Origin of the sequence: Quadrisphaera sp. DSM 44207 (assembly GCF_900101335.1) — a bacterium.
In the GTDB taxonomy this organism is placed as follows: Bacteria; Actinomycetota; Actinomycetes; order Actinomycetales; family Quadrisphaeraceae; genus DSM-44207.
Genome location: NZ_FNKA01000002.1, coordinates 244,075 through 264,207 on the forward strand (window position 1 = coordinate 244,075; position 20,133 = coordinate 264,207).

At 73.9% G+C, this 20,133-nt stretch carries 22 protein-coding genes; 11 read left to right on the top strand and 11 right to left on the bottom strand.

Translation table 11 applies throughout. The annotated features are described in order from the left end of the window. The first annotated feature begins 77 nt into the window (after positions 1–77). Together BLS82_RS07240 and BLS82_RS16360 are read left to right on the top strand one after the other, a co-directional pair. Positions 78–1,493 (top strand): 3-oxoacyl-ACP reductase, encoded by a 1,416-nt coding sequence (locus BLS82_RS07240; protein ID WP_176819034.1) that lies wholly within the window; start codon positions 78–80, stop codon positions 1,491–1,493. Beyond that, the gene (locus tag BLS82_RS16360) at positions 1,490–2,425 is read left to right on the top strand and encodes a MaoC/PaaZ C-terminal domain-containing protein (protein ID WP_092863433.1); all 936 of its coding nucleotides are present in this window, start codon (positions 1,490–1,492) and stop codon (positions 2,423–2,425) included. Before BLS82_RS07240 ends, BLS82_RS16360 begins: the two co-directional genes overlap by 4 nt. Positions 2,426–2,436: 11 nt before the next feature. Here BLS82_RS16360 and BLS82_RS07250 read toward each other — a convergent pair whose 3' ends face one another. After that, complete coding sequence (locus BLS82_RS07250; RefSeq protein WP_092863436.1) at positions 2,437–3,024, bottom strand: dihydrofolate reductase family protein; 588 nt, start codon at positions 3,022–3,024, stop codon at positions 2,437–2,439. Positions 3,025–3,064: 40 nt separating this feature from the next. Next, entirely contained in the window at positions 3,065–3,277 is a 213-nt protein-coding gene (locus BLS82_RS07255) for a hypervirulence associated TUDOR domain-containing protein (protein WP_092864951.1), read from the bottom strand. A 216-nt stretch (positions 3,278–3,493) separates the two neighbouring features. Here BLS82_RS07255 and fdhA point away from each other — a divergent pair, with 216 nt between their 5' ends. The 5 genes from fdhA to BLS82_RS15655 all read left to right on the top strand — a co-directional run bounded on the left by fdhA (position 3,494) and on the right by BLS82_RS15655 (position 8,990). Beyond that, the gene (fdhA, locus tag BLS82_RS07260; RefSeq protein ID WP_092863439.1) at positions 3,494–4,717 is read left to right on the top strand and encodes a formaldehyde dehydrogenase, glutathione-independent; all 1,224 of its coding nucleotides are present in this window, start codon (positions 3,494–3,496) and stop codon (positions 4,715–4,717) included. A 246-nt stretch (positions 4,718–4,963) separates the two neighbouring features. Next, positions 4,964–5,623: an NADPH-dependent F420 reductase gene (locus BLS82_RS07265; protein ID WP_092863442.1), complete on the top strand. Its 660-nt coding sequence runs from the start codon at positions 4,964–4,966 to the stop codon at positions 5,621–5,623. Positions 5,624–5,689: 66 nt separating this feature from the next. Further along, positions 5,690–6,505: a DNA-formamidopyrimidine glycosylase family protein gene (locus BLS82_RS07270; RefSeq protein WP_218123702.1), complete on the top strand. Its 816-nt coding sequence runs from the start codon at positions 5,690–5,692 to the stop codon at positions 6,503–6,505. Between the two features lie 1,931 nt (positions 6,506–8,436). Beyond that, on the top strand, positions 8,437–8,820 hold the full coding sequence (locus BLS82_RS07275; protein ID WP_143028773.1) for a hypothetical protein: 384 nt from the start codon (positions 8,437–8,439) through the stop codon (positions 8,818–8,820). Next, positions 8,817–8,990: a hypothetical protein gene (locus BLS82_RS15655; protein WP_176818982.1), complete on the top strand. Its 174-nt coding sequence runs from the start codon at positions 8,817–8,819 to the stop codon at positions 8,988–8,990. Before BLS82_RS07275 ends, BLS82_RS15655 begins: the two co-directional genes overlap by 4 nt. Before the next feature lie 501 nt (positions 8,991–9,491). Here the strand turns inward: BLS82_RS15655 and BLS82_RS07285 are convergent. Next, positions 9,492–10,004: a hypothetical protein gene (locus tag BLS82_RS07285; protein WP_143028774.1), complete on the bottom strand. Its 513-nt coding sequence runs from the start codon at positions 10,002–10,004 to the stop codon at positions 9,492–9,494. 305 nt (positions 10,005–10,309) lie between these two features. On the opposite strand from BLS82_RS07285, the gene BLS82_RS07295 reads away from it, so the two are divergent. Both BLS82_RS07295 and BLS82_RS07300 read left to right on the top strand, forming a co-directional pair. Beyond that, positions 10,310–10,582, top strand: coding sequence for a hypothetical protein (locus BLS82_RS07295; protein ID WP_143028775.1), 273 nt, complete (start codon positions 10,310–10,312; stop codon positions 10,580–10,582). Positions 10,583–10,878: 296 nt separating this feature from the next. Then, on the top strand, positions 10,879–11,751 hold the full coding sequence (locus BLS82_RS07300) for a tyrosine-type recombinase/integrase (protein ID WP_176818983.1): 873 nt from the start codon (positions 10,879–10,881) through the stop codon (positions 11,749–11,751). A 147-nt stretch (positions 11,752–11,898) separates the two neighbouring features. Here the strand turns inward: BLS82_RS07300 and BLS82_RS07305 are convergent, their stop codons facing one another. After that, positions 11,899–12,546 carry a DUF6338 family protein gene (locus tag BLS82_RS07305; RefSeq protein ID WP_092863466.1) on the bottom strand — a complete coding sequence of 216 codons (648 nt, stop codon included), beginning with the start codon at positions 12,544–12,546 and terminating at the stop codon, positions 11,899–11,901. Further along, complete coding sequence (locus tag BLS82_RS07310) at positions 12,547–12,762, bottom strand: hypothetical protein (RefSeq protein ID WP_092863469.1); 216 nt, start codon at positions 12,760–12,762, stop codon at positions 12,547–12,549. Positions 12,763–13,238: 476 nt separating this feature from the next. Between BLS82_RS07310 and BLS82_RS07315 the strand changes: the two genes are divergently transcribed. Both BLS82_RS07315 and BLS82_RS07320 read left to right on the top strand, forming a co-directional pair. After that, positions 13,239–14,087: a transposase family protein gene (locus BLS82_RS07315; protein WP_369811067.1), complete on the top strand. Its 849-nt coding sequence runs from the start codon at positions 13,239–13,241 to the stop codon at positions 14,085–14,087. Positions 14,088–14,124: 37 nt separating this feature from the next. Further along, positions 14,125–14,826 (top strand): hypothetical protein, encoded by a 702-nt coding sequence (locus tag BLS82_RS07320; RefSeq protein ID WP_092863475.1) that lies wholly within the window; start codon positions 14,125–14,127, stop codon positions 14,824–14,826. A 51-nt stretch (positions 14,827–14,877) separates the two neighbouring features. Here BLS82_RS07320 and BLS82_RS07325 read toward each other — a convergent pair whose 3' ends face one another. The 6 genes from BLS82_RS07325 to BLS82_RS07350 form a co-directional block, all read right to left on the bottom strand. Beyond that, entirely contained in the window at positions 14,878–15,600 is a 723-nt protein-coding gene (locus BLS82_RS07325; protein ID WP_092863478.1) for a hypothetical protein, read from the bottom strand. Between the two features lie 671 nt (positions 15,601–16,271). Then, entirely contained in the window at positions 16,272–16,478 is a 207-nt protein-coding gene (locus BLS82_RS07330) for a hypothetical protein (RefSeq protein WP_143028776.1), read from the bottom strand. A gap of 288 nt (positions 16,479–16,766) precedes the next feature. After that, positions 16,767–16,922 carry a hypothetical protein gene (locus BLS82_RS15660; protein ID WP_176818985.1) on the bottom strand — a complete coding sequence of 52 codons (156 nt, stop codon included), beginning with the start codon at positions 16,920–16,922 and terminating at the stop codon, positions 16,767–16,769. Between the two features lie 174 nt (positions 16,923–17,096). Continuing rightward, positions 17,097–17,681 carry a hypothetical protein gene (locus BLS82_RS07340; RefSeq protein ID WP_092863488.1) on the bottom strand — a complete coding sequence of 195 codons (585 nt, stop codon included), beginning with the start codon at positions 17,679–17,681 and terminating at the stop codon, positions 17,097–17,099. Next, positions 17,678–17,980, bottom strand: a complete 303-nt coding sequence (locus tag BLS82_RS07345; protein ID WP_143028777.1) for a hypothetical protein — start codon at positions 17,978–17,980, stop codon at positions 17,678–17,680. The genes BLS82_RS07340 and BLS82_RS07345 overlap by 4 nt, the downstream gene beginning before the upstream one ends. Positions 17,981–18,225: 245 nt before the next feature. Beyond that, entirely contained in the window at positions 18,226–20,130 is a 1,905-nt protein-coding gene (locus BLS82_RS07350; RefSeq protein WP_092863494.1) for a selenocysteine-specific translation elongation factor, read from the bottom strand. Positions 20,131–20,133 lie beyond the last annotated feature (3 nt).

Below are 20,133 nucleotides of genomic sequence, written 5' to 3' on the forward strand. Positions count from 1 at the left end.
GCCGCGCTCACCGTCCCCGGAACAGGAGCGGCGAGGGCGCCGCGACGGCGCCGCGCCCGGTCGACCGCTACCGCGAGCTGACCGCCGCCGGGCCCGGCGCGTGGGTGGCGCGCCGCCTGGGGCTGCCGCGCCCGGTGGCCCTGCGCCGCACCGAGCCGGGCCAGCCGCTGCTGGCCGGGCCCGCCCTCGTGCTCGGCGCGGGCGCGGCGCCCCTGGCCGGCGGCCTCGCCGACGTGCTGCGGGCGGGCGGGGCGCAGGTGCATCCCGAGCTGTCCGGGGTCGCCGCCGGCGCGGCCCTGGGCGCCGTCGTCCTCGACGCCTCCGCCGTCGCGACCGTCGAGGACCTCGAGCAGGTGCGCGCCGCCCTCGCGCCGGCCTTCCGGCGGCTCGGGCCCTGCGGGCGGCTGCTGCTCGTCGGCGCGCCCGTCCCGCCCGGGACGGCACCCGGCGCGAGCGGGGGCGCGAGCGGGGGCGCGAGCGGGGGCACGGGCACGGCCAGCAGCGCGGCCGCCGTCGAGCGCGCCGCGGTGCAGCAGGCGCTGGAGGGCCTGAGCCGCTCGGCCGCCAAGGAGGCGCGGGCGGGCGCGACCGCGAACCTGCTGCGGGTGGACCCGGCCGACCCGGCCGCGGCGGTGGCGGGCGCGGCGTCCACGCTGCTCTTCCTCGCCTCGGCCCGCTCGGCGTTCGTCTCCGGCCAGGTGGTCACGGCGGCTCCCGTGCCGGCGCCCGCGGCGCCTCCGCCCGCCGGTGAGCAGCCGCTGGCCGGACGCGTGGCCGTCGTCACCGGGGCCGCGCGCGGCATCGGCGCCGCCATCGCCGAGGTCCTCGCCGCCCGCGGCGCGCACGTGGTGGGCGTCGACGTCCCCGCCGCCGGCGAGGCCCTCGCCGCCGTGGCCAACCGCACCGGCGGCTCCGCCCTGCAGATGGACGTCACGGCGCCGAGTGCGCCCGCGCGCCTGCTCGAGCACCTGCTCGCCCGCCACGGGGGAGCGGACGTCGTCGTGCACAACGCCGGCATCACGCGCGACCGCCTGCTCGTCAACCTCGACGCGCAGCGGTGGGCCTCGGTGCTGGCCGTGAACCTCGCGGCGCCCCTGCGGCTGACGGACGCGCTGCTCGCCGCGGACGGCGCGCTGCGACCGGGCGCGCGCGTGGTCGCCGTCTCGTCGATGAGCGGCATCGCCGGCAACCGCGGCCAGACGAACTACGCCGCCAGCAAGGCCGGCCTGATCGGCGCCGTGCGCGCCCTCGCTCCCGCGCTCGCGCAGCGGTCGGGGACCGTCAACGCCGTCGCGCCGGGCTTCATCGAGACGGAGATGACCGCGCGCACGCCCCTGCTCACCCGTGAGGCGGGACGCCGCCTGAGCAGCCTGCACCAGGGCGGCCTGCCGGTCGACGTCGCCGAGGCGGTCGCGTGGCTGGCCGAGCCCGCCTCGGCGGGCGTCACCGGCCAGGTGGTGCGCGTGGACGGCCAGAACCTCATCGGCGCATGAGCGGGCCCGCGGCCGGCGAGCAGGTGCTCGTCAGCGCCCCGCCGTCACTGGCGCGCCTGTACGCGCGCTCGCTGGCCGGGGGCCGGCGCGGCGGCGGGCTGGGCGAGCGCACGCTCGTGCTCCGGCAGGTGGACGTCGACGCCGAGCGGGTCGCGGCCTACGCCCGCACCTGCGGCTACCCCGCCGCCGGCGCCGTGCCGCTGCCCTACCCCCACCTGCTCGCCTTCCCCCTGCAGGTGCAGCTCATGGTCACCGAGGCGTTCCCGTTCCGGCTGCTGGGGCTCGTGCACGTGCGCCAGCAGGTGGTGGCGCACCGGCGCCTGAGCCTCACCGACCGGCCGAGCGTGCAGGTGCGCGCCGAGCGCCTGGTGCCGCACCCGCGCGGGGCCACGGTGGACCTGCTCGCGCGCGTCGACGTCGGCGGGGAGGCGGTGTGGGAGGGGCGCAGCACCTACCTCGCCCGCGGCGCCCGCACGTCCGGGGACGCCGCTCCCACCGAGGTCGCCGACATCGGCGACGCCGCCGACGCCGCCGCCGGGGCGACCGGGGTGGCGCCCACCGGCCCCCGCGACGACGGTGCGCCGATGCCGACCACGGCCCTGTGGCGCGTGCCGGCCGACACCGGACGGCGCTACGCCGCCGTCAGCGGCGACGTCAACCCGATCCACCTGCACCCGCTCGCCGCCCGGGCGCTGGGCTTCCCGCGCGCCATCGCCCACGGCATGTGGACGGCGGCCCGCGCCCTCGCCGCGCTCGAGCCGCGCCTGCCGCAGGCCGTGCGCGTCGACGTGCAGTTCCGCCGCCCGGTGCTGCTGCCCGCCGCGCTCGCCTTCGCCGCCGCACGCCCGGCCCAGGGCGGCTGGGACGTCGTGGTGCGCTCGCGCGCGGGGGAGCGGGTGCACCTGCTGGGGGCCGTGCGCCCGCTGGGCTGAGCCCGCCGCCGTCACGCCTCGGGGCGCACCGCGCGGTAGACCAGCTGCACCATGCCGTTGGCGAACGGGCGCACCCGCTCCAGCGCGAAGGGCTCCTCGACCCGGCCGGCGAACAGCGGCACGCCGGCGCCCAGCACGACGGGGACGACGGTCAGCTCCACGGTGTCGAGCAGCCCGGCGTCCACGAGGTCCTGGGCGGGCGGCCCGCCGCCGACGAGCCACACGTCCTTCCCGCCCGACGCGGGCAGCGCCTCCTCGGCGACGACCTCGCGCGCCGGCCGGCTGGTCAGGCGCACATCAGCGCCCGGTGGCACGGGCAGATCACGGGAGGTGAGCACCCACGTCGGGCCGTCCGGGTGCGGCCAGGCGGCCCCGCCGTCCATCTCGGCCAGCAGGAACTCGTAGGTGCGCGCGCCCATGACCCAGCCGCCGACGTCCGCGGCGAAGCGCTCGAAGTCGCCGTCCAGCGGCTCGCCGTCGGCCGGGTGCCCGGTGTAGCCGGTCAGCCACGCGATGGAGTGATCGGTCTCGGCGAGGTACCCGTCGAGGGACTGCGCGGCGTAGTAGCGGACGCGGGGTCGGGCGGGCGCGTCGTCCATGCCCGAACGCTACGCCGCGGCGGCGGCCGCGGCCGGGACCTCAGTCCTGCTCGAGCGCGGACGGCTTGTGCACGGCCTCGCGGCCGCTCCTGTCGCTCTCGACGAGGTACTGCGGGTCGTCCTCGCTGGCCCGCACCGTGCGCCCGGCGGCCTTCGTGTCCTCGGTGATCTCCTGCTCCACCTCACCGGAGGTCGTGGAGCCGTGGCTCTTCCAGCTCACGTGGTCGCCCTCGCGGAACTCGTCCTTCGCCATCCCCGCCGGGTACCCGTCGCCGAGGCGGCGCATGCGCCGCCTCGGCGACGGCGACCACCGGCCTTGCCAGGTTCACCCGCCCGGCCTACCGTGCGAGCACCCCGGGACAGCGACGTCACAGGAGACGCCGCCGCCCGGGCGGGCGCGCCTGACCCGATCCTCGGCCGGACCGCGCCCTCGACGACGCCCCGGTGCGGGCAGGGAGGCGGGCTTCGAGTGCCAGGCAACAAGGCGGTCGCGTACAAGGGTCCCGGCAAGGTCGAGGTGATCGACACCGACTACCCCACCTTCGAGCTGAAGGACGGCCCCGGCGTCAACCCCGCCAACGTCGGCCGGCAGGTGCGTCACGGCGTCATCCTCAAGACGGTCTCGACGAACATCTGCGGCTCCGACCAGCACATGGTGCGCGGACGCACCACGGCGCCGTCCGACCTCGTGCTGGGCCACGAGATCACCGGCGAGGTCGTCGAGGTCGGCCCCGACGTCGAGTTCGTCAAGGAGGGCGACCTCGTCTCGGTGCCCTTCAACATCGCCTGCGGTCGCTGTCGCAACTGCAAGGAGCGCAAGACGGGCATCTGCCTGAACGTCAACCCCGACCGCCCGGGCTCGGCGTACGGGTACGTCGACATGGGCGGGTGGGTCGGCGGCCAGGCCGAGTACGTGCTCGTGCCCTACGCCGACTGGAACCTGCTGGTGTTCCCCGACAAGGACCAGGCGATGGAGAAGATCCTTGACCTGACCATGCTCTCGGACATCTTCCCCACCGGCTTCCACGGCGCGGTGACGGCCGGGGTGGGCGTCGGCTCCACCGTCTACATCGCGGGCGCGGGGCCGGTGGGCCTGGCGGCCGCGGTCGGCGCGCAGCTGCTGGGCGCGGCCGTGGTCGTCGTCGGCGACCTCAACGAGGACCGCCTCGCGCAGGCCCGCAGCTTCGGCTGCGAGACGGTCGACGTCTCCAAGGGCGACCCGAAGGACCAGGTCGAGCAGATCCTCGGCGTGCCGGAGGTCGACTGCGGCGTCGACGCGGTCGGCTTCGAGGCCCGCGGGCACGGCGAGGGCGCCAAGCAGGAGGCGCCCGCCACGGTGCTCAACTCCCTGATGGGCCTGACCGCGGCCGGCGGCGCGCTGGGCATCCCCGGCCTGTACGTCACGGGCGACCCGGGCGGGGTGGACGAGGCGGCCAAGAAGGGCTCCCTCTCCCTGGACCTGGGCACCGGCTGGGCGAAGTCGCTGTCCTTCACCACGGGCCAGTGCCCGGTGATGAAGTACAACCGGCAGCTGATGATGGCGATCCTGCACGACCGGGTGCAGATCGCGAAGGCCGTCAACGCCACGCCGATCTCCCTGCAGGACGCCCCGCGCGGCTACGCCGAGTTCGACTCCGGCGCGGCCCGCAAGTACGTCCTCGACCCCCACGGGGTCATCGGGCAGAAGGGCTGAGCGGGCGGGCCTCGGGCCCGCACCCGCCGCGGGGCGCTCCCGCACCGGCCGTGGCCGGTGCGGGAGCGCCCCGCGGCGCGCGAGCCGCTCGTCGGTGGAGGGGTGCGGGACGGGAGCCCGGTCCGCGTCCACGCCAGGCGCTGCGCCGCCGGGCGCACCCGCAGCCGGGAGCAGCCGGGAGGAGCCGAGTAGCCGCGAGGGGCTGGTGCGGGTGCGCGCGCGGGCCCGCGGGTGTCTGCTGGGGGCGTGCGGATCGGGATCATCGGGTCGGGCGCCGTCGGGTCGGCGCTGCTGCGGCGCGCGCGGGCGGCGAAGCTGGCGGCGGCGGTCGCGAACTCGCGGGGGCCGTCGTCCCTGGCGCGGCTGGGCGCGCAGGCGGGCGCCGCCGCGGGCACGGTCGAGGAGGTGGCCGAGGTCGCCGACATGGTCGTGCTCGCGGTGCCCTTCGGCGCCGTGCGCGACCTGCCCGCCCGCGCCTTCGACGGGCGCGTGGTGATCGACGCCACCAACCACCTGCCCGAGCGGGACGGGCCGGCGCCGGAGGTGGAGGGCGGCACGACGGCGTCGTCCCTGCTGGTCGCCGCCCACCTCTCCGGCGCTCGGGTGGTCAAGGCCTTCAACACCCTGCCGGCCGAGCAGCTCGAGCGCGGGGCGCGCCCCGCCGAGGACCCCGAGCGCCTGGGGGTGCCCGTGGCCGCGGACGACGAGGACGCCAAGGCGCTGGTCAGCCGCCTGGTGGACCGCCTCGGCTTCACGCCGGTCGACGGCGGCACGCTGGCCGACAGCGAGGACCAGGAGCCCGGGACGCCGGTCTTCGGCGCCGTCGCGACGGCCGACGAGGTGCGCACCCTGCTGCACGGCGGCCGCGGCGCGCAGTCGCCGCACGCCCCGCGCGCCGTGCGGTGAGCGGCCCCGTCGGGGCCGCGGCGGGGCGCTGAGCGGGCCGTGCCGGAGGGGGACAGCGTCGCGCGGGTGGCGCGCTCACTCGACACCGCCCTGGCCGGGCGCGAGCTCGCCGTGGGGCGCCTGCGGGTGCCGGCCCACGCCACCGCCGACCTCGCCGGGTGGCGCGTGCTCGGCACCGCCACGCACGGCAAGCACCTGCTGACCCGCCTCGCCCGCGGCGGCGAGACCCCGCTGACGCTGCACACCCACCTGCGCATGGACGGGCAGTGGGCGCTGCTGGACCCGGGCCGGCGCCTGCCGTCGCGGCTCGTGCCGGACGTGCGCGCGGTGCTCGTCACCGCGCAGGACCCGGCGGCGCCCGGCGGCGGGCGCACCGCGGCGGCGCTGCGGATGCCGGTCGTCGAGCTGCTGCCCACCGCGCGCGAGCACGACGTCGTCGGCCACCTCGGCCCCGACCTGCTGGCCCCGGACTTCGACGCCGCGGAGGCGGTGCGCCGCCTCGGCTCCGACCCGCAGCGGCCGCTGGCCGCCGCGCTGCTGGACCAGCGGCTCGTCGCGGGCCTGGGCAACCTGTGGGCGAACGAGCTGTGCTTCCTGATCGGCCGCAGCCCGTGGACGCCGGTGGGGGAGGTGGACCTGCCGCGGCTGGTGGCCCTGGCCGCCCGCGCGCTGCGCGCCTCCGCCGCCGGGACCACCGGGTACCAGGTCACCACCGGCAACACCCGCCGCGGCGAGGACCACTGGGTCGCCGGGCGCGCCGGGAAGCCGTGCCGGCGGTGCGGGACGAGCGTCCGGATGGTCGAGGAGGTGCCCGGGGACCCCGGGCGCCGGCGCACGTGGTGGTGCCCGCACTGCCAGCCCGGCCCCGGCCCCGACCGCTGAGCCGGACCGCTGACCCCGCCCGGTGTGCTCGCTCGGCTCCCTGCTCAGCCGGCCCGCGACCACCCCCACCGGGCGGGTGTGGCACGCCGTCGCTCACCACGCCGTCCTCGCCCGCCACGACTGGGACCGCGCCGAACCGGCCAGCCGCCCTCGCGACGACGGGGCGTGGACCGGCCTGGCCGGCGCCGCGACCGCCGGGCCCATCTTGGACGGCGAGGACCCGCTCTGCCGCGGAGTGCAGCTGCTGCTGTGCTTCTACGAGGTCGCCGCCCACCCCGACCCCGACCCAGCGGACGGGAAACGGGCGCTGGCCGCGACCGGGTACGCGCTGGACCGGACCAGCTCGATCGAGGACCTGCTCGACCTCGACGCCTTCTCCCCGCTGCGGCAGGACACCCTGGCCGGGCAGGTGCCGCAGCTGGGCGCCTACCGCACTCACCAGGTGCCCACCACCGCCATCGCCGACCTGAACGGCCCGGACCTCGGGCCGCTGCCAGCCGCGGACCGGCTTACCCTCACCGGCCTCGGAGGCGCCGGCAGACAGGTCCGCTCGCCTAGCGGCGCGGGCGCCGGGAGCGTGGCGGGCACTGACCGACTACGTCGACATCCCTATCTGACCCCTTCGGCGCAGAGTGCTGGTGGCTGTCCGCGGAGGCGGTCTCCTCCTCGATGGAAGCGCTCAGCGCAACGACCTGCTGAGGCAGCGCGGTCGTCGCCACGGCGCCCTGCTGGGCTCGCTGGTGGCGGTCGCGGCCGCCGTACGCAGGAGTCAGGGGTTGCAGTAGATGCTGTGGTCGCCGATGCGGCGCCACCGCACCCGCACTTCGTCGTCGATGCGCACGAACTCGAAGGTGGCCCGCCCGTTCTCCTTGCCCGCGAGGGCGCACAGCGGCTGACGGGGGCATCCAGTCCTCCCAGGGATTATCGGACTCTGGCGACTCCAGGAACGCTTGCAACCTAGGGGACCACGGAGTTACCCGAGTCACGTGAGTTCCAGAAGTTGGAAGTAACTCAAGGCTCCACTGTCTGTCGAGAGGTAGAGGCATGTCCAGCAACCCAAGAATCACTTCTAACTCAAGTGATCTGTGGTGAATCGCCGACGGGGCATCGATCGATCCCTCGCCCATGCATGATCGGTCCGCTCACGGCGATGTACCGCCCGACCACGCTTCCTCCCCGTCCAGCTCCTCAAGCCCGGCCAGGACGAAGTCGACGATGCTGATCTCCAGGACGTTGGCCAGCACCGCCGGCTCCCTCGGCAGCGCCAGCTGATGTCCACCCGCGGCCAGCTGTGCCTCCAGCTCGACCTCGTCGGCCGCGACCAGCGACCACGGGTGGCTCCCACCGCCGGAACACCCCGCGCAGGTCTTAGGCGTACTGCGCGCACCGCTGGCGCAGCCACTCCTCCAGCACAAGCTCACCAGCCACGAGCCCAGGGTCGCAGAAGGCGACCGCTGACCCGCGGACCAGGCGCTGGGCGTGGTCCGTGCTCGGGCGCGACCTCACCACCGTCCACCGCGACGTCGCGGCACCAAGCTGCTCGAGGAAGACCCCTCGCAGGCGGATCCCCTCGCGACACGGCCTCGGTCGTCGGGCCAGCCGGCAACGGCGCCGTAGGAGCGATGTTCGACGGCGCGACGGCGCCAGCCTGCGGTCGAGAACGACCACCGGGTCTGAGAGCGGGCGGAGACCATCACGAGGCCCCGCCCTCCTTCGGCGACCCACCGGCGCGGCATGGCTGCGCCTCGCCCGAACGACGGAGAAGCTCACCAGTGCCCTCGAGTCTGCCTCGATCCCTCACCCGTGGTGGACGGCGCCCTGCGGGCACCGCAGAACACTGCGGGGCGCTGCCCCCACCCCCGGCCCTCACTTCCGGAGAGGCCCGAGCACGGCCACCACCTCGGCGAGGTCGGTGCCCTAGCCTCCGAGACGTGCACGCCCCGGTGATCTGGCAGCTGAGCACCGCAACAGCCGTAGCGACGCCCGGTCCGGGGTTCTGGGACGCCGGCTTCGGCCGCTTCCTCATCTCCCCCGGCTTCGGTGGTCTCGCGGCCCTGCTCGGCGCGGCGCTGGTCTACCTCGCCTCCCGACAGAAAGCCGCCGAGGACCGAGAGGACCAACGCCAGCAGCGGTGGTGGGAAGCCCTGACGTGGATCTACGACCGGGCGACCGCAGAGCGTGAGGAAGCCCGACTGGACGGCAGCCTGGCGTTGGATCTGTTTGAACGCCTCGCCGAGGAGGCGCACACTGACCTCGAGGTCCAGGCCGCCCTCGGCCTGACGGAACTCTTCGATGACCAGACGGAGGCGACATGAGCACTCCGGAGCGACCCGCCACGGCCGGCGCCATCCCCGCCGACCGCGCCCAGAAGCGCCTGCGCGGGGCCACCATCCCGCTGAGGACCAAGGCCGACGTGCAGCGCCTGGCCGCGCTGCGCCGGCGTCTGCAGGCGGACCTGGCCAAGCGCAAGGGCCGCAGCGACTAGCCACGCATCCGGTCGTTCAGGGCGCGCCCGTTGTCGGGCGTGGTCCTGCAGGTTGACCGCGCGGGTGCGCAACAGCCTGGGCCGTTGCCCACCTCGTCACGGGCGATCACGCTGGCGAGCATGAGTGGGGACCGGGGCGAGGCGCGGCGTGAGCTGATCGCCGTGCTCGCCGGCGTGAAGGACTCGCCCCACCCGGCGCCGGTGCGACCGCCGATGGTCTGGCACGTGCTTGAACCCGCCCCGGACCCCTCGCCGATGCTGGCGCTGGATGACGTGCCAACGGCCGCGGCCACCGCGGCAGAGTCCGCCGAGCCGCTGCCGCTGGAGGCATGGGCCTGGCGCGAGGGCGTAGGTCAACAGCAGCAACGAGTGACGTCCTGGAGGGGCAGCTACACCCACCGGGTGCAGCCGCGGCCGTAGAAGCCCACGTGCACGGCGTCGCGGGTCCACTCCACCACCCAGGCGAGGCATTGCCGCAGGGCGGTCATCGCCTCATCGACGTCAGCGGGAACGGCGCCTGGTCACTAGCTCGCGGGTGTGAGCAAGAGCCCTCCACCCGTCGGAGCACCGCCGCCTTCCGCGCCAGGGCACGAGGTTGGCGACCGCCTCGGCGATGTTGGCCACCGCGACGGCGAGCACCGCAGCGTGCTCGGTCCGGCTCCAGTCATCCCCGACGGCCAACACGGCCAGCGCTGCAGCTGCCACCAGGTGCACCACCGGCCCGGCAAGGGAGACAAGTGCTCGAGCTCCCGGTCGGTGCATCAGGCCGGCGTGAACGACGTGAGCACCTCCCACGCGGATGCCGAAGCGCACGATCCGACCGCCGAGGGCGCGCACCGTGACCGCGTGCGCGCCCTCGTGGAGCACGTAGAACGCGAGGTAGAGCGCGACGCCTGTCAGCCCATCACGCACCGACGGCTCACGCAGTGGGACGTCATGGAGCAGTGTCGAGAGCTGGTAGAGCATGGAGGTTGCGACCCAGCCGAGGACGAACAGCAGCGGAAGCAGCAGCACGCGCGGCCCGACGTACACGCTCGTGCCCGGGACCTGTTAGAGATGTGGCTGCTCACCCAACTCGAGTTCATCCTGGACCACATCCGCGCCGCCAGTGCGCAGCCGGTGCCGGCCATCAGCGTGCAGGCGCACCTGCTGCTCCCGGATCGGCTGATCCGCCGCGGCACGCACCCCACCAGGACCCTCGGCGTCCGCATCGTCGACGAGCACCGCGACCAGGACGGCCAGCCCACCGGGGAGCATCCTCCCGCCGGCGCGGTGGACCTACCGGTGGGCGTGCTCACTCCCACCACACAGATGGCACGATGTCCAAGGGGAGCCTCGAGAAGTCTGCGGTCCAAGTGCGCGTCGCCCGCCAGCTGGCTGTCGAGCTGCTCGAGCACTTCGGAGTGGAAGACACCAGCGTCCTCACCAACGGCGGCGTGCTGGACGAGCTGGGCGCGGCGGCCGCCGACCAGCAGCTGGTCTACTGGCACGCTCGCGCCCTGGGCCTGCCCGTGGACCCGGTCAGCCCGGCGCGGAGACGGCGCCGCTACGAGGAGCTGCTCGCCCAAGCCCGCGCGGCGCTGCGCCGATGAGCACGCCACCGCACCCGAGTCCGAGTGCTGGGCTGAGGGTGGGAGCGGGCTCAAGGGAGCGGCTGGCAGCCTCCGGCGCCGGACAGGACAGTGCCCTGGTCCCTGCCGTCCTGGTACCGCCCGGCGCGGTAGCGCCAGCCGGCCGGGTCGCCGCTCAGCGCTACCTGCTTGCGGCGCGCGCGGAGTCCACCCGGCGGGCGTACGCCAGTGACTGGGCGCACTTCACCTCCTGGTGCGCCGCCCAGCGCGACGGGGCCGGGGCGCCGTACCCGCCGCTGCCGGCCCCTGCGGAGGCGGTGGCGCTGTACCTGGCCGAGCACGCCGAGCGGCTGAAGGTGGCCACACTGGTGCGCCGCTGCTCCGCGATCAGCGCCGTGCACCAGGCCGCCGGCCATCCCTCGCCGACGAGCAGTCCGCTGGTGCGCACCACCCTGGCCGGCATCCGCCGCGTCCACGGTGTCGCCGCCGACGCGAAGGACCCGCTGCTGGCGCACCAGGTGCGCCGCCTGCTCGACGCCCTTCCCGACCCTGAGCCGGAGCCGACCAAGGCCGTGCTCGCCGCCCGGGACCGGGCGCTGCTCGTGCTCGGCTTCTACGGCGCGCTGCGCCGCTCCGAGCTCGTCGGCCTCGACCTCGACGACGTGCGCGTCGACGAGCACGGTCTGGTCGTTACCTTGCGCCGGTCCAAGACCGACCAGGACGCCGCCGGGCGGCGGATCGCAATGCTGCACACCGGATCCGCGGACTCCTGCCCGGTCGAGGTCTACCAAAGGTGGGTGGATGCGCTCGACGTCGTGGTCGTGGCCGCAGCATTGAGCGCAGGCACTGACTCGACCGCGGGGGAGCGGGGACGGGTGCTCGAGGGCGGCCGCTGGGCTGATCCGGTGTTCCGCCCGATCATCCGTCACGGCCAGATAGCCCGGGCCCGGCTGTCGGACCGTGCGGTTGCCCGGATCGTCCAGCGCACCGCCACCGCCGCCCGCTTGGGCCACCTGGACCTGGCCGGGCACTCCCTGCGCGCCGGGTTCGCCACCTCTGCCGCCGCCGCCGGGAAATCCGAACGCGCGATCATGAAGCAGACCGGGCACACCTGCCTGCCCATGGTCCGCCGCTACATCCGCGAAGACAGCCTCTTCCGGGACAACGCCACCGACGGGCTGGTCCTGTGACCAGGAACTGTCCGTCGACGACTGGGGAGTCGAGGCGGGCTCAAGCTTGACGTGTTGAGGATAGTGACGACGACGAGGCTGATCATAATGACGTTGCTGTCGATCCATCGCCGCTGACCGCTCCATCCACAGCTGCGGATGGAGCGGTCAGCGGCCTGCCGGTGACGCTTCGGGGAGGTGCAGCACGGTGATGTAGCGGATCTCGCGCTCAGGCACTACGAGCCGTTGCATGTCCACCGTGTTCGCTTCGGTGGCCGTAGGAGGGGTGACTCGGATCGGCGCCATCAGCGCCACGTCGCGGGTCTCGGACGCTTCGAGGCTGCAGCTGTGCATGAGGCCCTCGACCAGCGTGCCGTCTTGTAGGGCGAGCCCGAGGTAGGGCACCGTGCCCTTGGGTCGCTCTCGGAGTGCATGTACCCATGCTCCGGGGCCGAGGTACAGCTCGGTGCGTTGGCGCCGGAACACGCGATCACCCGTCCAGGCGAGCAGGCTTGCCAGGACCAGCAGCACGGTGGCGGTAGCCAGGATGCGGCGGGGGTTGGCGGTGGCGTAGGAGCCACCGAGGTCGGCCCAAGCCTGAAGGTCGACCAAGAACGGCACCCAACGGTGCGGGAGAAAGGCAAGCACGACGCCGGCGATCCCAGTCGTGGCCAGCCCGACGGCGAGGACTTCCAGCAACTGGCCCAGGCCGGCACTCTGCTGCAGTGGTGCGTGGCGCCGCCGCAGCTGCAGGAACAGCCACCCCGGTACCAGGGCCAGTAGAGCTAGCAGCGCGAGCCCGCTGCCCGGGACCACTCAGTCTCCGGAGTTGCCGGCCGCGGCGGCATCGCCGGAGCCCGCTGCTGTACCGCCATCACCCGCCGACGACCGCGGCATCAGCGCCGCGGACGGCGGCGTGTAGCCCACCGGCAAGCCGGTGGTGGTGACGACCACCGCACCCTTGCTCTCGCGCGAAGCCGATAGCGATGAGGTCTCGCGCTGGTCCTGCGCCGGATGCGCCTTGTCGCTCATGAGGTGAGTGTGCCTGCATGCTCTGATACTTCGGCTCCCTGGTGATCCGCGCCTGTTCAAGATCACCACGGCGGCGTGGTGGTGCATCGGCCTGCACTGCATCGCTAGCCGCCGTCCGGTGCTCAGGACCGCGGCACACACTGGTGTCCGTGACGACGCCCGACGACGCCGGAGGAGCGAGTTCTGCCAGCTCATCGGAAGGCGAGGTGAGGCGGCGCTTCGAGCACTGCTTGACCGCGTTCGTGCTACGCGCTCGCCGTGTCGCGGCGCACTCGCTTGCTGCGGATCCGCGGCGGTTGTTCGAGGTCGCTCAGGTGACGATCCGCCTCGAGTCCGATCCGGCTACCGGTGGAACAGTGAGGTTTTCTCACCAGCTTTGCCGGTGAGGGCCGTGGTTCGGTAAGCATCGTCGCAGGTGGGCGCGGTGATCGAGTGGAAGAGGGCGGGCTCTCGAGGCGAGGGTGGTCTCGCCGAAGATCCGTTCCCTCTTCCCCGGGAGCCCGCTTGTGTCCCATCCTGCCCGCCTGAGCATCTGCGCGCTGACCCTGAAGGCCGTCACCGGCTTGGTCGCCCGCGCCCGCCGCAGCCCGAGCGCGCGTCCGTGGCAGCGGGCGGCCACCGTCCACGTCCAGGTGCTGCTGGTGGTGCGCTGGCTGCGCTGGCGCATCGACCTGCTCACCCTCGCCCGCGACGCCGGGATCAGCATCGCCACCGCCTACCGCTACCTGCACGAAGGTCTGGAGGCGATCGCCGACCAAGCTCCTGAGCTGAATGAGGTCCTCCAGCGGGCTCACCGCAGCGGGGAGGTGTTCGTGTGCCTGGACGGCACGCTGGTGCCCACCGACCGGGTCGCCGCACGCACCCCGCGGGGCAACGACGCCTGGTACTCCGGCAAGCACCGCCATCACGGAGGGAACCTGCAGGTCATCACCGACTCCCGCGGCTTCCCGATCTGGATCTCACCAGTCTCGCCGGGCGCGACCCACGACCTGGCCGCCGCCCGCACCCACGCCCTGGGGGCGCTCTACCCCCACGCCGCGCTGCGCCCCGGCCGTCTGGCGGTCCTGGCCGACGCCGGTTACCGCGGCGCCGGCATCGGGATCCACACCCCCTTCCACCGCCCCGCCGGCAACCAGGACCTCGATCCCGACAACCGGGCCCACAACCAGCTGATCACCGCCCTGCGGGCTCCGGCCGAACGCGCCCACGCCCTGCTCACCGAACGCTGGGCCGCCCTGCGCCACGTCAGCCTCGACCCCTGGCGCATCACCACCATCGCCGCCGCCGTCCTGGTCCTGATCACCCTCGACCGCGGACATCGGTGACAAGGCAGCCAACGTCAATCCTGGTGAGAAAACCTCAGTGTTCGTGCAGGACCTGCCTCCCGAGGAGCAGGTGGAGTCCGCCGCCGCGCGCGTCCGGCCACTGCTCCTGGAAAAGGAGGTCGTCTTTTATGGCACTGTGTTCAAGGCGATCGGCTTCTTCCTCCGAGGTGACGGGCATGCCGGACGGGGCGAGCACTTCGAGCGGCTGCGAGCCGCCTGGCGCGCCATCGATCCGCGTGGCACCGGGCTGCACGCGTACAACATGCAGGTCGCGCCGCTTCAGGACGGCCAGCCCGAAGCTGCGGCGTCGAGCGTGGCGGACAACCAGCTCGCCTTTGCTTGGCTGTACGGCGACGTTGTTCACCACGACCTCGAGCGTCTCGCCGCCACGGGGATCGCCGGTGTTCGCGAGCGCTACCGCGCAGCCGCGCCCTTGGTCTGCCGCGTCATGATCCACACCGTCTCCACGCTGCGCTTCGTCGAGCTCCTCGCCTCCAACGGGCTCCTGCCGGTGCCGCGGGCCGCGCTCGACGCTGGGGTCGTCGTCACCGATCCCCTGATGCGCCAGCACGCCCGAGTCTTCGTTGCTGACCCCGACGTCGACCCTCCGCGGCTACCGGTTCCAGGGCAAGCGCCCGGAGCGGGGTGGACGCTCCTGCTGCCCCCGACAGGACCAAGGACAGCTGACCAGGTACCGGATGTGCCAGGCCCTACAGCCCCTACGGGTTCCAGCGACTAGGCCACGCCTGCTCGGCGGTCCCTAGGTTTTTGTCGGGACGGCCGGCGGGTGTTACTCGTCTCCAGCAGCTCGGCGTCGGAGGATGTCGACGTAGTCCGCGCGTAGCCCAGAGCGACAGCGGGGGCGCTTTCCGGCGTTGATGTCTTCGACGTACTTCGCCAGCCGCTCGGGGTTCTTGCCGGACCATCCATTGGCCAGCGCCCAACCCTGCATGGCCTCACCGTCCATTTCGATGCCGGCGTTGTGGAGCGCGAGCAGGCTGCTCACCACCATGTCCTTCTCGAAGCCAGCTGAGATGGTGTTGTTGTGGTTGATCGTCATCGTGAGGCCCTTCATCGCCTCTACCACAACCGGATGCAGCTGAGGGGTCGACTGCTCCCAAGCCGATCCGTCGCCAAGGACCGTTGGCCCGACGGCTGACACCCACGGCCTCAGTGTGTCCTCGTTCCCGGTGATGACGCACAGCGCCCGGATGTGGTGACCGCCATGGCGCGTCAGCTCGCCGAGGTCGTCCATGTCTGCCCATGCCATCAGCACCGGGCCCTTCCTGCGGATGAGCCCGACGCCTCTGCTGGTGACGTGCTCGACGTTGGAATGCCGGGTGACGAGCCGCTCTAGTTGCGGGCAGTTCCGCAGGTTGGACGTCAAGCTGGTCCACACGGTCAGCGTGTCGCCGTCGCCTAGGTACTGGCAGCACCATTCGATCGCCGCGTCGACGCCGTCGTCGTCGTAGCTGGCCACGGCCTTCGGGTAGTCGACGTCGCGCTCAAACATCCCGGCTCCCTGCTCTTGGCGTCGGCAGATGACGGTGTGCGCAGGCACCGACAGGACGAGCGTCCGTGAGAGCGGGCGCCGTCAGCGTCATGGAGGGTAGTCCTCTGCGACGGCTCAGAGCGCGGCAACCCAGCGTCGGGGTTCGGTGAGGCTCGGTGGGCGACAGCAGCGCAGCGGGCTGGTTGAACGCCGGCGCACGGCTCGGCTGGCCCAGGCACCGGGCGGCGACTGGGCTCCAGCCGCCGCGCCCTGAGGATCGAACATGCGTACGGTCCTGCGGGTGCACCCAGACGAGCCGCCGCTGCCGCCGACGGCCGCGGCGATCCTGTGCCCGAGGGCGGGGCAGTTCCCGCCGGCGGTGCTGAACCGGATCGGTACCGGGCACGTGCGTGGTCCCACCGGGCGGGCCGCCGGTGGGGAGCGCAGCACCGAGCACGAGGTGCACGCGGCATCCTGTGGGAGGACGGCATCATCGACGAGCGCCTGGCCTGGGCGACCGAGTGGACTCGGGAGGCGGTGCACATGCGCTTCTACGGGCGCGGCTGCACCTGGTGGGTGTGGCTGCCCGCGCGCGACGTCACCCGCTGCCGTTGCTGACCCATTGCTCTCGCGCCAGGCCCATGCCTGCGGCGGCACCGGCGCATCGGCGGTTCCCGCACTCCCGCTTCTGCTCAGTCTGAGCCCCACAGGTCGTCCACGAACCCCCCGAGCATCTGGCGGTCCTGAGCGGTGAACGCCGGGTCCGTGAACTCGACCACGATCCAGTCGGACTGGTAGCCGTCGCTCCCCAGCGACCTGGAGAACGCCGCCGCGTCGTTGCGGTTGCCGAACTTGTAGAAGGTCACGCCGTCCGTGGCGATCGCCTCGGTGCAATCCACGTGCGCTCCACACAGCCGCTGCGTGACGTCCTCGCTCCCGCGGAAGATCGGTGTGCCGTCCTCGTGCACCATGGGTGGCTGATTCTGGACCTGGCTGACGACGACGTCGCTGACGTCGATGAACTGGCGTCGCTCGACCCACGCCGCACCGAGCGTCTACGCCACCAGGACTGCCACCACCACGGCGGCTGCTGGCATGACGAACCTGGCTTTCATCACCCTCCCAGCATGGTGGCAGGGTGAGCCCCGTCCACGGAACTCACCCTGCCACGTCGAGAAGCTTTGGTATTACCAGTTGCAGGTGTGCAGCGGCACGGTCCACCGCCAGTTCGGCTTGTCGGCCCGGATCTTCTCGAGGTCCCACGTGGGGCCGGAGAAGCGCTGGAAGTATCCTCCGAGCACGTGGCAGTCGTGCTGATGGCGGATCGTGGCCTTGCTCGTCATGCGCGGAAGTCGAGAGGTGATCTCGGACCAGCCTTGCGTCGTGAAGATCCACTGACCCAGGGCGGGATTGACGATGCCACCGGTGACCTGCCCGATGTGAACCCTCTCCCCGAACGTCGACTTCTTCATCGAGTACTTGGGCTGGTTCTCGTACCCGGTCGGGTAGTACTGGGCCTAGCTGAACAGGGTGCGCCCGGCGTAGGGATCGGCTACGACCGGGTAGGTCACCCTCGAGTCATCCGCGTGCTCGACCACCTGCGTGACCACGTCGCCGCTCACCTCGTACCGGGTAGGAACGTCCTGGCCTGCAGCGTCCTTGGCCCACGCCGGGGCCAGAGCGCCGAGGAGGTCGCCATCGGCGCCGACGAAGAGGACCACCGTGGGCTGGCCATCTGCATCCTCGGCAGGAACGATCGCCTCGGCGGGCGGAGGAGCCTCACCGGAGGCGATGGCGTCAGCGGTCTTCGCCGCCTCGAGCGCAGCAGCTGCCTGAGCAGCTCCGACGACTTTGATCGTCGCTCCTGCAGGCAGGTCGATGGGGTGGTCGAAACGGGCAGGAGCCGAGGCGTCGGCAAGGACGGTCTGAAGGCGCACGCCGGTGTCGATGGCCTGCACGGCGACGTCGACCGGGTCGGACTCGCTGGCGAAGACCACGGTGCCATCGTCAGCGACCGCGGCCTCCTCCAGCGCAGCCGCCTCCGGCAAGCCGATGGTGATCGGCAGCGGGTCCGCGCCGGGCGCTCCCTGGCTGAGGGTCACCCCCTCTGGCGCGGCCAGGGGATGTCGACGACCGCCTCTCCAGAATCGACCGAGAGCGTGTTGCCCTCCTGCACCGGCGTGATGACGTCCGCAGCGATGGGGTCCACCACCGAGATCGCCTCGGCGATCGCGTCGGCCTCGGTCACCTCGGTGACAGAAGCCTCGGCGTAGGCCACCGAGCTTCCGGTGACCAGTCCGGCTACCAGTACGACCGGTGTCGCGAAGCCCGCTGTGCGTGCAACGCGCTGACGCCGCCGATTCATCTGTTCTCCCCACTCCGTGACGTCACCGACGACCATCGCGAGCGCGGACTCGTCATCGCGCCTCGAGGCGAGCGAGCAGGTGCGGTTCGCCCCAGCGCCGGAATGCGAGCTTGCGCCGTGCACAAGGAGGTGCGGATGGGCTCTTACGGCCTCGGCCGCATCTAATGGGTGTAGGTGCCGACGCCTGCAGCGGCGGCAGCACACCTGTGTCGATGTCCACCACGGCTGCGACCCCCGGCGCGTCGTCCCGGTCCGGTTGCGCCGCGGCTGGCACCGAGCGGTCAGCTGGCGACCTCGCGGCGGGCGTCCGGCAGCCGGCGCGTGGCGCCGCGGGCGTCGAGCAGCTCCAGCAGCGGCACCGCCACGCGCCGGCTCGTGCCCCACGCCTGGCGGGCCTCGCTGAGGGTGAACGGCTGCGGCAGGGCGCGCAGCGGCGCGGCGGCGTCCGCGACGGCGGCGGGGGAGAGGTACACGCCGTCGGCGACCCGGGCCAGGGCGCCGGCGCGCACCGCGGCGCCGAGCTCGCGCGCGCCCAGGCCGAGCTCGCGCAGCCGGTGCGCCTCCGGGGCGGCGTAGGGCGCGCGCGCCAGGTCGGCGAGCACGGCGTCGACGGAGGCCTGCACCGGCCCCGGCAGGCTCGGCCCGCTCGGCCGGTCCGCCCGCACCACGCGCCCCTCGCGCACCGCCACGCCCGCCAGGCCGGCGACGAGGGCGGGCACCAGGCTCGCGGCCGGCAGGTCCAGGCGCCGGCGCGCCGCCTCCACCGGCAGGCCCGGCTCGAGGGGGCGGTCGCGCTCGTGCGCCGCGAGCTCGCCCTGCAGGCGGGTGCGCAGCCGCGCGGCCGCGGCGGGGGAGAGCAGCCACTCGCCGTCCGTGACGACGCCGGAGCCCGCGGCGCCGGCGCGCCGCACCAGCTCGGCGGCGTCGTCGGGGGCCATGCCCATCGCGACCAGGTCGCCCGCGCGCACCGTGCCGCGCCGCTCCAGCTCACCGGCCGCGTCCGGGGTGCCGTCCAGGCCGGCCAGCGCGGCCGCCCGCTCGCGCGCCGCACCGCGCCGGCGCAGCGGCGGCGGCGCCGGGTCCAGCACCGTGGTCCCGGCCACCACGCGGTGCGCGCCGGGGTCGCGCAGCAGGCCCGTGTCGCCCAGGCGCAGCGGCAGCGGGGTGTGCAGCCGCAGCCGGGCGCTGTCCGGGCCGAGCTCGCGCACCCGCACGGGCACGGCGGCGGAGCCGACGTGCAGCACCAGCTGCTCGGGCAGCCGCGGCACCTCACCGGCCCGGCTCCCCGGGCCCAGGCCCGACGGACCCGGGCCGGTCGGGCCTAGGCCCGACGGACCCGGGCCCGACCGGCCCGTGCGCCGCAGGAGGACGTCGACCTCCTCCGCCTCCACCGCGGTGCCCGGGGTGGTCAGGGCGTTCCCGCGGCCCAGCGACCCGGCGGGCACCCCGCGCAGGTTGACCGCCACGCGCGAGACCGCGGACGCCGACCCGACCGGGCGGCCGAGCTGGTGCAGTCCGCGCACGACGGCGGTGCGCCCGCCCGGCAGGGCCAGGGCGTCCCCGGTGCGCAGCGTCCCGGCCGGCAGCGTGCCCGTGACCACGGTGCCCGCGCCGCGCACGGTGAACGCGCGGTCCACCCACAGCCGCACGGGCGCCGCGGGGTCGGGGGCCGGCAGCGAGCGCACCAGGCCCAGCAGCGCCGCGCGCAGCTCGTCCACGCCCGCGCCCGTGGTGGCGCTGACCGCCACGTCGGGCACCCCGGCCAGCGGCGTACCGGCCAGGTGCTCGCGCGCCGCGGCGGTCGCCGCAGCGGGGTCGGCGAGGTCGCAGCGGGTGACCACGAGCAGGCCGGAGGAGACCCCGAGGGCGGCCAGGGCGTCCAGGTGCTCGCTGGACTGCGGCATCCACCCGCCGTCCGCGGCGACGACGAACAGCACCGCGGGCACCGGGCCGACGCCGGCGAGCGTGGTGGCCACGAAGCGCTCGTGGCCGGGCACGTCGACGAAGGCGACCTCGGCGTCCTCGCCCGGGGCGGCCCCGGGCAGCGCCGTCCACGCGAACCCGAGGTCGATGGTCAGGCCGCGGCGGCGCTCCTCCTCGTAGCGGTCCGGCTCCATGCCGGTCAGCGCCCGCACCAGCGTGGACTTGCCGTGGTCGACGTGGCCGGCGGTGGCGACGACGTGCACGCG